At 32.8% G+C, this 12,522-nt stretch carries 13 protein-coding genes; 9 read left to right on the top strand and 4 right to left on the bottom strand.

The genetic code is table 11. From position 1 onward, the window contains the following. Positions 1-340 precede the first annotated feature (340 nt). A complete protein-coding gene (locus C8C83_RS24505) occupies positions 341-1,882 on the top strand; it encodes a hypothetical protein (protein WP_121331153.1) in 1,542 nt (513 codons plus the stop codon). Positions 1,883-1,960: 78 nt separating this feature from the next. Here C8C83_RS24505 and C8C83_RS24510 read toward each other — a convergent pair whose 3' ends face one another. Further along, positions 1,961-2,401, bottom strand: a complete 441-nt coding sequence (locus C8C83_RS24510) for a nuclear transport factor 2 family protein (protein WP_121331154.1) — start codon at positions 2,399-2,401, stop codon at positions 1,961-1,963. A gap of 127 nt (positions 2,402-2,528) precedes the next feature. Between C8C83_RS24510 and C8C83_RS24515 the strand changes: the two genes are divergently transcribed. Next, positions 2,529-2,927: a helix-turn-helix domain-containing protein gene (locus C8C83_RS24515; RefSeq protein ID WP_121331155.1), complete on the top strand. Its 399-nt coding sequence runs from the start codon at positions 2,529-2,531 to the stop codon at positions 2,925-2,927. Between the two features lie 123 nt (positions 2,928-3,050). On the opposite strand, the gene C8C83_RS24520 is transcribed toward C8C83_RS24515, so the two are convergent. Both C8C83_RS24520 and C8C83_RS24525 read right to left on the bottom strand, forming a co-directional pair. Continuing rightward, complete coding sequence (locus C8C83_RS24520) at positions 3,051-4,148, bottom strand: SDR family oxidoreductase (protein ID WP_121331156.1); 1,098 nt, start codon at positions 4,146-4,148, stop codon at positions 3,051-3,053. An 86-nt stretch (positions 4,149-4,234) separates the two neighbouring features. Next, positions 4,235-4,819 (bottom strand): Crp/Fnr family transcriptional regulator, encoded by a 585-nt coding sequence (locus C8C83_RS24525; RefSeq protein WP_121331157.1) that lies wholly within the window; start codon positions 4,817-4,819, stop codon positions 4,235-4,237. 109 nt (positions 4,820-4,928) lie between these two features. On the opposite strand from C8C83_RS24525, the gene C8C83_RS24530 reads away from it, so the two are divergent. From C8C83_RS24530 to C8C83_RS24560, 7 genes are all read left to right on the top strand, one after another. Continuing rightward, positions 4,929-5,486 carry a GNAT family N-acetyltransferase gene (locus C8C83_RS24530; protein WP_121331158.1) on the top strand — a complete coding sequence of 186 codons (558 nt, stop codon included), beginning with the start codon at positions 4,929-4,931 and terminating at the stop codon, positions 5,484-5,486. Positions 5,487-5,504: 18 nt separating this feature from the next. Further along, the gene (locus C8C83_RS24535) at positions 5,505-6,110 is read left to right on the top strand and encodes a DNA-3-methyladenine glycosylase (RefSeq protein WP_121331159.1); all 606 of its coding nucleotides are present in this window, start codon (positions 5,505-5,507) and stop codon (positions 6,108-6,110) included. A gap of 25 nt (positions 6,111-6,135) precedes the next feature. Further along, complete coding sequence (mug, locus tag C8C83_RS24540; RefSeq protein WP_121331160.1) at positions 6,136-6,642, top strand: G/U mismatch-specific DNA glycosylase; 507 nt, start codon at positions 6,136-6,138, stop codon at positions 6,640-6,642. A gap of 62 nt (positions 6,643-6,704) precedes the next feature. Beyond that, entirely contained in the window at positions 6,705-7,181 is a 477-nt protein-coding gene (locus tag C8C83_RS24545; RefSeq protein ID WP_121331161.1) for a GNAT family N-acetyltransferase, read from the top strand. A gap of 8 nt (positions 7,182-7,189) precedes the next feature. Next, complete coding sequence (locus C8C83_RS24550) at positions 7,190-7,903, top strand: DUF6193 family natural product biosynthesis protein (protein ID WP_121331162.1); 714 nt, start codon at positions 7,190-7,192, stop codon at positions 7,901-7,903. 472 nt (positions 7,904-8,375) lie between these two features. Beyond that, positions 8,376-9,842 (top strand): glycoside hydrolase family 130 protein, encoded by a 1,467-nt coding sequence (locus tag C8C83_RS24555; RefSeq protein ID WP_121331163.1) that lies wholly within the window; start codon positions 8,376-8,378, stop codon positions 9,840-9,842. 354 nt (positions 9,843-10,196) lie between these two features. Further along, positions 10,197-11,162, top strand: a complete 966-nt coding sequence (locus tag C8C83_RS24560; RefSeq protein WP_121331455.1) for a hydrogen peroxide-inducible genes activator — start codon at positions 10,197-10,199, stop codon at positions 11,160-11,162. Positions 11,163-11,719: 557 nt separating this feature from the next. Here C8C83_RS24560 and C8C83_RS24565 read toward each other — a convergent pair. After that, complete coding sequence (locus C8C83_RS24565; protein WP_233566204.1) at positions 11,720-12,517, bottom strand: alpha/beta hydrolase; 798 nt, start codon at positions 12,515-12,517, stop codon at positions 11,720-11,722. Between the last annotated feature and the right edge of the window lie 5 nt (positions 12,518-12,522).

The following is a 12,522-nucleotide window of genomic DNA, read 5'->3' on the forward strand; positions in this document are numbered from 1 at the left end:
GAAAAAAACAGGAATAGTAAAAGTTGTCATTCGGCTATTCATCTTCTTAAATTATTGATATAAAAGTAATTAACATCAATACTAATTTTATAACCTACTTATAAAATTATATTGATTTTATCAATCATTCAGTCGATACAAGTGCAAAATTTCTAAAACTAATATAAATTCATACAATTTTAAAAGTAAATCAAGACTTTTTTAATGGATGCAACCAATTATGCTTTATCCGTTAAAAGATTTCTTGCCTCTGATTGTTAGCAGATTAGTTTTTTTTTCCGAATAAAAAAGCAGTGATTTTAAACAATTAAATTAACCATAAAAAAGACAATTAGTATAAATGAAAGACAATCAGACACAAAAATATTATTGGGGAATAGGATTAGAAAACGAAACCTACATGCAATTTGAAGAATCCCTAATTGTCTCTGGTGAATTTATACAAGAAAAAATTGGCTTTGAGAAATATAGTATTGACTATAGAAAATGCTACAAACCAGAGAGTTTAACTCCTGTCTTGAAAAAAGCTTTTGATATAAACGAAAACTACACAGTAAGCAGAATGATGAACAGTCATTCGCTTGAAAAGCTGGATATTAATTTTCAGCATAAAACATTATCGCCTGTAAAACCATTAATAGATACTGAAACTGGTGAAGTGATTGCAAAACCAATCGAAAATCCGGATTATCTTGGGCAATCTATCATGGAAGTTTTTCTTGAAGATCAGCCTTATAACATTCAAAGTATGATTACCCAAAGAAACAAAACGATGGGTTCTGTACATTTTGATGGTGATTCGATCGAATTTGTAACTAAATATTTTGAAAATAGAACAATAGCTGATTCTTGCAAAGAACTAAAAGCTACTAAAAAACTATTTCTTGATAAAATCAATGAATCTGCTGTTTTAGACGGAAAATTAAGTTTTCCGGATTACAACAATGGTCTTAATATGTTCATGACAAATCAGGAAAATCTTGTTTTGTTCAACAACGGAACGTACCACTTTCATATTACATTGCCGTCATTGACAGAAGATAGCCGAATTGTAGATTATAATGAGTTTAATAAAACGCATGGTAACGCAATTTATTTACTGCAATGGTTTGAACCTTTCTTTATTGCAACTCTTGGAAGCCCGGATATTATGGGAGTCATAAGTGACAAATATAGTCTGGACAAAAAATTTACTTTGGGTTCTATGAGAAATGCCATGTCTCGCTACATAGGTGTCGGAACTTATAATAAAGCAATGCCAAAAGGTAAAATCCTGACTTATAAAGTGGACGATTTTAGAAAATTGCTAAAATTTGAAAAAGAAGAAAACATTTGGTGGCGTGATCAAATTGAAGCTGACATGGAATATGAAATGCTCTCTGAAGTTGGTCTTGATTTTAATCAGGAAAAAATGTACCAAAGCGGATTTGAATTTAGAAGCTTTGACGAGTTTCCTGCTGAATATTTAAATGATGTTCTTTTTTCTATCATCTTAATATGTGAGCATTCCTTAAATCTGCCTGATGTTCAATGGGCGCATGATAGTAAAGCCTGGAATAATTTAGTTTTTAAAACTTTAAAAATGGGTTATTCGACTGAAATTAATGAAGATGAAAAGAAAGAAGTTCTGGATTTACTACAAATATTAAATCCATCAGATTCTAATTATGACACTCTAAAATCTGAATTTGAAGCAATCGTTTTATTAGACGAATTTTTCTTTAAAATCCTGGCTGTTTTACACGATAAATACAAAGACAACAACGTTTGTCTGGATGCAATGTACGGACAAAAAACAAGTTCTCCGCCTAAATGGGATAACTTTAATAAATACCAAACAGAGAAACATTTACAGCAAATTGGTGATTTTTGCGAAAACTAAGATTTCGCATTTTAACTATACAATTACGGGACAAAGAAGCTTTTTCTTTGTCCCGTTTTTATTACTTAATAATATTATCTAATTCGCGATTATTCGTGATTCAACAATTATAAAATATCCCACACGTTTTTTTATAAGCCATTTTCCGTTTTGATATACGTACTGATCTTCATACTTCACGCTATAATCAGTAAGTACATCCTTGCCTTCAGATTCGCTTATCATTTTTATCTGAGAAAAAGAAACACCAGATGCATGCTCTTTATCTATAGTAACATTATGTGGTCCGTTTAATGTAAAATAAGTTTTAACCTGAGAAGCATGTCCGTTAAATTCTTTTTCAAGATTCTCTCTTCCTGAAACATTTGCCGCTAAAAAGTCATTCATATAAGCCTGATAAATAACATCTGATGTGAAAACACTCATTTGTTCAACAATCTTTTTTTCATCGCCTAAGATTGCATAAGCATCAATTAATTGTCTTAATTCTTCTTTTGTTCTTAAAATTTCTAGTGTCATAATTTTGTATTTATTATTTGAAAATTCTTTACTGTAAATGATTTACAGATTCAAAAATAATTTATATTTGCTTACATTTTATTACTAGTTACTAAAAGGTTATCTAGTTATTTTTTAGAACCACTACATGAAAGAACAAAAAGAAAACTTAGCAACCAATAAAGAATTTACCAATGAATGTACTACAATGCTTGCAGCAGTAAGTGATGCCTTATACTCTATTGGTGGAAAATGGAAATTAATGATAATCATTGCAATGGCAAGAGGAAATAATAGATTTAGTGAGCTTCAAAAACAAGTTACCGGAATTTCAGCAAGAGTTTTATCGAGTGAACTCAAAGAACTTGAGCTCAACGGATTTATTATAAAAAAAGTTTCAGTTGGATATCCTGTACTAATTGAATACGAACTTCTGCCTTATAGTCACACACTTGAAGAACTTGTTGGAGCAATGACCAGGTGGGGAATTCAGCATCGCCAAAAAATTAAAAACGATCGTTCTGGTGATGTTTCATCTAATAAATAATAAAAACATCCCATTAAGAATATTCTTTTTGGGATGTTTTACATTTAAAAAGTACGTTATGGTACTTCTTCTGTTTTTAAATTGTCTTTTATAAAAGATCGCTTTACAACATTATCTTAAACATTAAGGAATTATTTTATCATTTCGTAATTGCGCAAACAATTCAAAAAATGAATCTTTACTTTCTTTATAGGTTGTAAAACCAAGCTTTCTACTTTTCGACATATCTGTTATTACTTCCAGAGGTAATCCTAAATCAAGATCTGTATGCCAAGCAGAAGCCAATTGCCCCAAATCTTCTTCTATTAATTGATGTTCTTTGCTAATTTCTTTCCAAATAGCATTCTTATTTTCTAATGCTGCCTCAAGTGGTCTAATACTTCCATTATATCCTTCAAATTCAATATCGAACCATTCTGCGATTTTCGGCCACAGCCATTTCCATCTAAAAAAATCTCCATTTATAACATTAAAACCCTGATTTTGAACTTCAGTACTAGTTGCTGCCCAAATAATTTGATCTGCTAAAACCTTTGCATCAGTAACATCAGACAAACCGTTCCATAATATATCAGAACCTGGCCAAATAAAAGGAGTTCCTTCATACTTGCAAATACTGGCATAAACCGCCAATGTTGTTCCCATATTCATGGCATTACCAATAGTTTTACCAATTAAAGTATGCGGTCTGTGTACGTTCCAGGCAAAACCATCTCTGGCAGCAGCTGCATAAACTTCATCTTCTTGTGCATAATAAAAATTAGGAAGATTTAAGCGAGGTTGCTCTTCTCTTAAAGGTGTTTCCGGTAAAGTTCCCGCTGTAGCATAAGCATCAAACGGTCCTAAATAATGTTTTAAACCCGTAACTAACGAAACATGTTTTACTGACTTTTTAGGAGATAATACATTTAGTAAATTCCGAACCATAGCACTATTAACTCTGATATTTTCTTCTTCAGTATCATTTCGCATCCATGTTGTAAAAAAAACATGTGTTGGCGCAACATTTGCTAAAGCTGTTGCTAATGATTCTGTATTCAGCAAATCCGCTGCAATTGGGCGTAAACCTTCAATATCATTTTTCGGATTTCGGGACAATCCATAGACAGTCCATCCATTTTCTAAAAGTTTTAATGCCAGATTACTTCCAGCAATACCAGTCGCTCCGACTACTAAGGCAATCGTATCTTTTTTTTCTTGTGTTGATTTTTGAAAATTCATAAGATGTTTTATTTTTTTCAAAATTACGCTCAGGATAAAGCTCAAAACGATGACCTAAAACAAGAAATTAGCTTGATATAAATCAATTATTTCTGATCTAAAATGATATTCTTTTTAAGCCTGCTCAATGTTTCGGGCGAAAGACCAAGATAAGACGCTAATAAGGTTTGCGGTATTCGCTTGATTAAATCCGAATTATTTTCTAAAAGATGTTTGTATTTTTCTTCTGCAGTATGTGTATGCGAACTTATTAATCTTCTCTCTTTTGTAATTAAGCTATTTTGAAAAAGTAATCGGAAATACCGATCCATTACAGGAACTTGCAAAGTTAAATTTTCGAAATCTACACTCGTAATCAACAATACTTCCGAATCTTCCATCGCATCAATACTATAAAACGAAATTCCTCCGCCAAAAAAGCTGCTCATGTCAGATGTCCACCATCCTTCGGGAGAAAACTGATTGATGTGTTCATTTCCTCTGTCATCAACATTATACGCTTTTAAAAGCCCTTTTGATACAAATATCAAATAATTACAAACATGACCTTCAACTACCAGAAATTGCTTTTTCTTTAGTTTTTTAGATTTAAAAAAAATCTTTATTAGTTCCTTTTCCTCTTGGGTAAGTTTGACTTTTTCTTCAATATGTTTGAAAATTATATCGTACATTTTTATTACTTTACTTTAATGAATTATGAAGTCTAACAAATGTATGCTATTTATTTTTTAACTTTCGTCATCTGAAAAACAAAGCAATTGAATATTAAAAAACTATAGAATGGTTTTAGATTTTAAAAATTTCCCACAACTCCTGACAAATCGACTAATATTGCGAAACATCGACAATAGTGATGCAGTCTTAATTCATAAACTGCGTTCGGATGAAATTGTAAATGCATTTGTAGGCAGAGACAACTCCTCTACTTTAGAAAAAGCAAAAGATTATATCCTGAAAATAAAGAATTTAATACAGAAAAATGAATGTATTTATTGGGTTATCAATTTAAAAGAAAACAAAGATCTGGTTGGATGTGTTTGTTTGTGGAATTTTGATCCTAAAAATGAAATTGTTGAAATTGGATACGAAATGCTGAGTGAATTTCAAGGAAAAGGAATCATGGGCGAAGCCCTCAAAAAGGTAATCGAATATGCATTTGAAGAAATGAAAGCAAAAATAATAACTGCATTTCCATCCTCTGATAATGATAGTTCTGTTGCAATTCTAAAAAAGTTAAATTTCGAATTCGAAGAGAATAAATACAATAATACTCATGAAAATGTAAAAAATCTCGTCACTTATACGTTAAGAAATCCTTCCATTCTAAAAGCCATTTAATAAAGTAAAAAAAACACTTTGAAACTACAATTCTCTTATTACCTCAATCAGGATGTGCTTTTTCTGGCTAAAGATCTTTTAGGTAAGGTTCTTTTCACTCATATCGACGGAGAAATTACCGCGGGCATAATCGTAGAAACCGAAGCTTATTTTGGTGTTCAGGATAAAGCTTCTCATGCTTACGGCGGGCGTCGCACCGATCGAACGGAAACTTTATACAATCAAGGCGGAATTTCGTATGTCTATCTTTGTTACGGAATTCATAATCTGTTTAATATCGTGAGTTCTGTCGAAGGAGAACCACATGCCGTTTTAATTCGGGCAATTGAACCTTTAATTGGCAAAGATATTATAGAATTAAGACGTAAAATGGCAATTACTAAAGCGGCGATTTCATCTGGTCCGGGTTCCGCTGCCAAAGCTCTGGGAATTGATCGTTCTTTTAACGGAAAAGATTTAGCCGGAGAAGAAATCTGGATCGAAGATCACGGAATTCGATATACTGACAATCAAATCTTGGCAGTTCCTCGCGTAGGTGTTGCATATGCTCAGGAAGATGCACTTTTACCTTGGCGTTTTTGTATAAAAGACAACAAATATGTGAGTAAACCTAACAAGTTTTAAATTATTAAAATCAAAGAACACTAAAATGCTAACCGATATTATTGCCAAAGATCTTAAAGTACTTTTTTGCGGAATTAATCCCGGTTTAAAATCGGCTTCAGACGGTCATCATTTTTCAGGAAGAAGCAATCGTTTCTGGAAAGTTTTACATCAGGCCGGTTTTACGCCACAACAAATCGAACCCGAAAATGACTTCATAATTCTTGAATTAGGATACGGATTAACAACTGCAGTCGCAAGACCTACAACGCGTGCTGACGAACTTTCGAAAGAAGAATTTAGCGATTCTATCCAAATTTTTAAAAGCAAAATAAACCAATTTCAACCTCAATATATTGCTTTTCTTGGTAAAGCAGCTTACAAAGCTTTTTCGGGCAAAAAGCAAATTTTATGGGGTTTACAAGAAGAGGAATTCTGTGGTTCCAAAGTTTGGGTTTTACCAAATCCAAGTGGTTTGAATCGAGGTTTTATGTTAGATGATCTTGTTAGTCATTATACCGAATTATATTTGGTTATTGCAAATCAAGTCTAGCAAAAATCCAAATCACATCAATCCTATGTTGCCTTTTTAATTATTTTAAATACATTTGAGATATGGATATAAATAATAAAAACATACTTATAAGACCGGCTGCAAACACAGATTTACCGCAGCTTAATGAGTTTCTGCAATTTCTCGTTGAAGCAGAACGTCCTTTTGATCCAACCTTAAAAGAGGGAAAAATTTTCTATTATAATATTCAGGATTTTATCTCAGACGAACAAACAGAACTTTTGGTAATCGAAGAAGATAATGAAATTATTGGATGCGGATATGCGCAAATTCGATCTGCAAAACCTTATAAAAATTATGAGCTTTTTGGATATCTTGGCTTTATGTATGTAAAACCCGAATTTAGAGGAAGAGGCATCAATAATTTATTAATGAACGATCTTAAGAAATGGATTTTATCAAAAGGAATCTCTGAAATCCGACTTGAAGTTTATTCCTATAATGAAGCCGCCATTCGTGCTTATGAAAAAGCAGGCTTCAAAAAAATAATGACCGAAATGCGTTACGAGATTAACTAATTACATATATGGAGATTGAAAAAAACGAAGGAATTGCAGAAATTTTAAATAGAGAATTTGCTAAAATTAATTCAACTTTAAAAGTTTTAATTTCAGAAAACCCAAGTAAAGTATCTCAGAATTCAGCAATAGTTGAAAACGGAAATAGATTTTCGCAAATAAATATTATTGAAGAGGAAAAAATTTATAGATCTGATTTTTGGAGAGATGGCGTCTATTTAGCATCCGGAAAAGCACCAAATATTACAGAATTTGTAAAAGCCCTAGATTATTGGTTGTGTCAGGATGTAACCACTAAAATGTTTTCTGAAAAATTTAAATTTATTAACACTAGTGAAAGATCTTTTGCTTTTGACGAGGGAAGAGAAATTGAATATCAATGGGAAGATTTATTACAAGATAATAATGATTGGAATCTTAGAGAATTTGTTAGCTTAGCAATTAATGATGAAATTTTAAGTAATCTTTTTCCATTTACAAGTCATGGTACTTTATGTTTTAGCAAATGTACGGGCTATCCTTATGATTATGAAGGCTTACCACATGTAACACCCAAAGAATTTGAAAAGAAATCAGGAATTACAAATGAAAAACAATTTATAGTGACAATAAATAATATGGAATATCTTGGTGAAGGGAATGCTGTTACTGCTCTAAAAATTGTTAAAGCTAATTTACCAAAAGGCTTGGAACGCGCCAGAAAAGGAGTCGCAAAAGATTAAAGAAACATTTATTACACCTTTGAAAAAGATTTAAGTTCAAATTGACGTGTGATTTTTTTTCGAAAAGTTCCGCAGGAACAAAATATATTGTAGCCATGGATTAAAATCCATCATTCTCAATCGGAACCCAATCTTGTCATTTCGACGGAGGAGAAATCACACTCTCAGATCGACAAAGATTGGTGATTTTGATTGTGGAATTTCGAGTGTGATTTCTCTTTCCTCGAAATGAAAAAAATGACTATTCTGTTTACTAAGAATCGATTAATTTTGAAGCTTCGGGATTAACCCATCGAAAAAGAATCAAAAAATAAAGTTTTTTTTCTTTAACAAAATCACTAACTTGTATATAATTACTACAATATATAGTATTAATCTTGTTTTAATTCTTTCTATTTCCCCACTTTTTTCAGAACAAAATTGTACGTAGTATATCTGAAGTAATTTTTCTAACATAAAAAAAAGATTTATTATGCGAGTACCAGTCATCCGAAAAAATATATTATTTTGTCCAGATTCTAAAAGAGTTGTTGCCCGATATTTTATGAATGGTGATGAACGAACCCAACAAATGGTCCTTCGTATAATGATGCTCGATGAAAAACAAGTTCTCGAAACCTTAGAACAAACACTTCGCGAGTTTGCGAGACGTCATCGAAATATTTCGGCTATATTTTTTAAACATTGCGAACGAATAAGACCTTTAATCGAGGCTTTACAGATTGATTATGAAGCCATGTCTCTGGACAGAAAAATGCTTATAGGTTCTTATTGCACAATGGAATATGCTATAGAATCTGCCGCAATTTTTAATCCGTCTATTGTCGAGGATTTTGATCAGTCAGGACTTGAAGAAGGCGAAAAACGTGTTATTATTTCTTTTAGAGCAACGGGTGAAGGTCATATCTCATCCATTGTTTTTAGACGAGGAATTCTCGACAAAAATAATAACCTGCAAGTCATGAAAATTGGTCATAACATTGACAAGGCCGAGATTAATCATAAATCGACTTTCAATAAAGAGCGATTCCTGTTGAAATTATCTGAAATGCACACACAGGACAAATACATCACGCAAATCATGCAGGAATTACCGAATGATTTTGAGTATGCTGTTCTGAAAAACCTGGTTACGGTTGCTTTAAGTGATCCTTCGATTCGTGAAGAAAGAAGAACTGCACTAACCGAAATAATGTGGCTCGCGAAATCATTCTACGATTTAGAATTCAAGCATGATTCTGATATTACGGAGCGTGTTATATTTCCAATCTCTGAATCTGAAAGCCGCGGTATCGAAGATGCACGTTTTGTCCGTTTTACAGATGATGACAATTCTACCCGAGTTATGGCAACTTACACCGCTTACAACGGTCACGCGATATTACCTAAACTTATTTCTACAGAAGATTTCTATACTTTTAGAGTAATGCCCTTGCATGGTGTTGGCGCTCAAAATAAAAACTTAGCATTATTTCCAAAAAAAATAAAAGGCAAATTTGCCATGCTCGCCAGAATTGATGGTGTTAATAATTACATCATGTATTCTGATCGAGTTACACAATGGAATACTCCTGTTTTGCTACAAGAACCACGTTATACTTGGGAATTTACACAAATTGGAAACTGTGGATCTCCACTTTGGACAGAGGAAGGCTGGCTTGTAATCACGCATGGCGTTGGAACAATGAGACGTTATTGCATTGGCGCTTCGTTATTTGATCTTGAAGATCCAACAAAAGAAATTGGAAGACTTAAAGAACCTCTACTTTCACCACTAGAAGACGAACGTGAAGGTTATGTACCAAATGTTGTCTATTCTTGTGGCGCAATTATTCATAACAATAGTCTAATTTTACCTTATGCCGTATCTGATTATTCTTCGACTTATGCTATTGTTGATATGGTCGAATTGTTGGATGCATTGAGAAAAAGTAAATAATATTGGATTTACAACTTTTAAATAGTCTCAAGCTTTAGCTGGAGTTATAAATTAAATCAGAAAAAAGGCTTTAACCAAAATGTTTTTATCATTTGGCTAAAGCCTTTTTTATTATCAATTCTTCAATCATATTTCAACCATAGCCCAAGGTTTCAACCTTGGGTACTTTTGATTATAACATATTGCGTTCCCATGGTTGAAACCACGGGTTATGGTTGATTAATTGTACGATAAAAATCGTAATAATTTATTGTGTTCTCATGATTGAAAATGTACGTTATCTCTAATTTTGAAAATGAAAGTTTAATAACTTCAACTAATATTTTTCTATCTTTATATAAAAATTTTATAAAGATGACCATTCAGCAATTAAAATATATAGTCGCATTAGACGAAGAGCGCCATTTTGCCAGAGCTGCAGAAGTTTGTATGGTAACACAACCCGGACTGACGATTCAGTTAAAAAATTTGGAAGAAGAAATTGGAATCAAAATTTTTGATCGGAATAAAGTGCCTTTAACACCTACTCTACTTGGAATTGAGATTATAAATCGCGCCAAAAAAATTCTTCGTGAAGCTGATGAAATTCGGGATTTTGTGGTTAATGAAAAAAATAAACTTGAAGGTGAAGTCAAAATCGGTATTATTTCGACATTATCACCCTATCTGATTCCGCTTTTTATTAAGGCAATGAAAATAGCAACTCCCAAAATGCAATTCATTATAAAAGAAGCTAATACAGGTCAGCTTATGAATGATGTTATGACCGGAGCGCTCGATGTAGCAATTATGGCAACTCCAACAGGAAATCCGCATTTAATAGAACATCCGGTTTTCAAAGAGCCTTTTGTTGCATATTTAAATACCGTTCATCCTATGGCAGCAGAATCTCATTATGAACTACAGCCGTCAGACAGAGCCGAATTACTTTTACTCCAAAATGAATATTGTTATAATGCACAACTATTGGACATTTGCGACATAAAAAATCCAGGCAAAATAAAAGAACAATTCAGTTATGATATCAGTTCGATTGAAACCTTAAAAAATCTGGTTCGAGCACAATTAGGATTTGCAATAATACCGGAACTTTCAATGATTAATGAAGTCGAAACAGGCCTTTTTAAACATTTTAAAGAACCAAAACCTGTTCGCGAAATCAGTCTTGTGGTTTCAGATACTTTTTCGAAAAAATTACTTCTCGAAAAAATGAATGAAGCAATTTGGAATTGCCTTCCGGAATCCTTACAGCAAAATTTTGCCTATAAAAAGATAAAATGGAACGATTCTCCTTATTTTATTAAAGCAACCACGAGATAAGTTTTTTATAGAAAGTTAAATTGTGTGCATAAAGAATTGGGTTGTGCCGTTAGGCACAAAACGTCGGTAGAAAAGTTAAAGACGTCAAATCAAAGATCGAAAGTCAGAATAATGTGCCTTTAGGCACTAAATGTTGGTAATAAATAGGTTCGGAATCCGTTGGCGTGCCGTAGGTACGCAACAAAACGAAACTTATTGCATACCTACGGCACGCTAAACCTGTTCCAAATTCATATTTTCTACCAACATTTTGTACCTAACGGCACAACCTAATTCGTGATTCATATTAATCATAAAAAAAACTGTTTCTACCAACGATTTATACCTAACGGCACAATCCAACTTCTATATCCGTCTTAATCATAAAAAAACTGTTTCTACCAACGTTTTGTACCTAACGGCACAACCCAAATTCTATATCCGTCTTAATCATAAAAAAACTGTTTCTACCAACGTTTTGTACCTAACGGCACAATCCAATTCTTGATTCATATTAATCATAAAAAAAGCCTAAATACTTTACAGTATTTAGGCTTTTTATAAGTAAGATGTTTGAATTATTTTTTGCTTAAATCTTTAGCTGCGCCAATAATTACGTTAGCAACTGCATCAGGTTGAGAGATGAAAACACAGTGGCTTCCTTTAACTTCTGTAACTTTAGTATTTGAACGTTTGTACATTGCACGTTGAATAGAAGGATCAATACTTTTATCTTGTGTTGCAAGAACTGCATAAGCCGGTTTATCTTTCCATGCTGCTTTTGTTATAGGTGTTCCAAATCCTTTTGCATAAAAAGCTCCTTGAGATGCGTACATAAATACAGCCAGTTCTTTACTTACATCGGCACAAAATCCTGCGTGAAATTTAGCTTCATCATAATAAACAATTCCTTTATCATTTGGAGGTAAAACACCGTTTTCCGGAGCTGGAGGTGCAGTTTGTAACCATTGTACAGTATTTTCTCCGTTATCAGGCTGAAAAGCCGCTACATAAACCAATCCAACAACTTTTGGGTGATTTCCAGCTTCAGTAATTACAGTTCCGCCCCAAGAATGTCCTACCAAAATTGTTGGTCCGTCTTGATTATCAAGTACTACTTTTGTTGCTGCAACATCATCTTCAAGAGAACTTAAAGGATTTTGAACGATTGTTACTTTATATCCTTTTTTAGAAAGTATATCATATAAATTTCTCCATCCGGAACCATCGGCGAAAGCTCCGTGTACCAAAACTACATTTTTAACCTTTGTTGGCGCTGTTTGCGCGCTTACATTTGCTACCGCTAAAAGACTTAAAATTAATGCTGCAGACATGAATATACGATTCAATTGTCTTTTTAAAATTGCTGTTTTCATTTGTT

Source organism: Flavobacterium sp. 90 (genome assembly GCF_004339525.1).
GTDB lineage: Bacteria > Bacteroidota > Bacteroidia > Flavobacteriales > Flavobacteriaceae > Flavobacterium.

Bases quoted from the DNA above. Each gene is read 5' to 3' on its own strand.
- C8C83_RS24505 (WP_121331153.1), top strand. From the start codon at position 341: ATGAAAGACAATCAGACACAAAAATATTATTGGGGAATAGGATTAGAA.
- C8C83_RS24510 (WP_121331154.1), bottom strand. From the start codon at position 2,401: ATGACACTAGAAATTTTAAGAACAAAAGAAGAATTAAGACAATTAATT.
- C8C83_RS24515 (WP_121331155.1), top strand. From the start codon at position 2,529: ATGAAAGAACAAAAAGAAAACTTAGCAACCAATAAAGAATTTACCAAT.
- C8C83_RS24520 (WP_121331156.1), bottom strand. From the start codon at position 4,148: ATGAATTTTCAAAAATCAACACAAGAAAAAAAAGATACGATTGCCTTA.
- C8C83_RS24525 (WP_121331157.1), bottom strand. From the start codon at position 4,819: ATGTACGATATAATTTTCAAACATATTGAAGAAAAAGTCAAACTTACC.
- C8C83_RS24530 (WP_121331158.1), top strand. From the start codon at position 4,929: ATGGTTTTAGATTTTAAAAATTTCCCACAACTCCTGACAAATCGACTA.
- mug (WP_121331160.1), top strand. From the start codon at position 6,136: ATGCTAACCGATATTATTGCCAAAGATCTTAAAGTACTTTTTTGCGGA.
- C8C83_RS24545 (WP_121331161.1), top strand. From the start codon at position 6,705: ATGGATATAAATAATAAAAACATACTTATAAGACCGGCTGCAAACACA.
- C8C83_RS24550 (WP_121331162.1), top strand. From the start codon at position 7,190: ATGGAGATTGAAAAAAACGAAGGAATTGCAGAAATTTTAAATAGAGAA.
- C8C83_RS24555 (WP_121331163.1), top strand. From the start codon at position 8,376: ATGCGAGTACCAGTCATCCGAAAAAATATATTATTTTGTCCAGATTCT.
- C8C83_RS24560 (WP_121331455.1), top strand. From the start codon at position 10,197: ATGACCATTCAGCAATTAAAATATATAGTCGCATTAGACGAAGAGCGC.
- C8C83_RS24565 (WP_233566204.1), bottom strand. From the start codon at position 12,517: ATGAAAACAGCAATTTTAAAAAGACAATTGAATCGTATATTCATGTCT.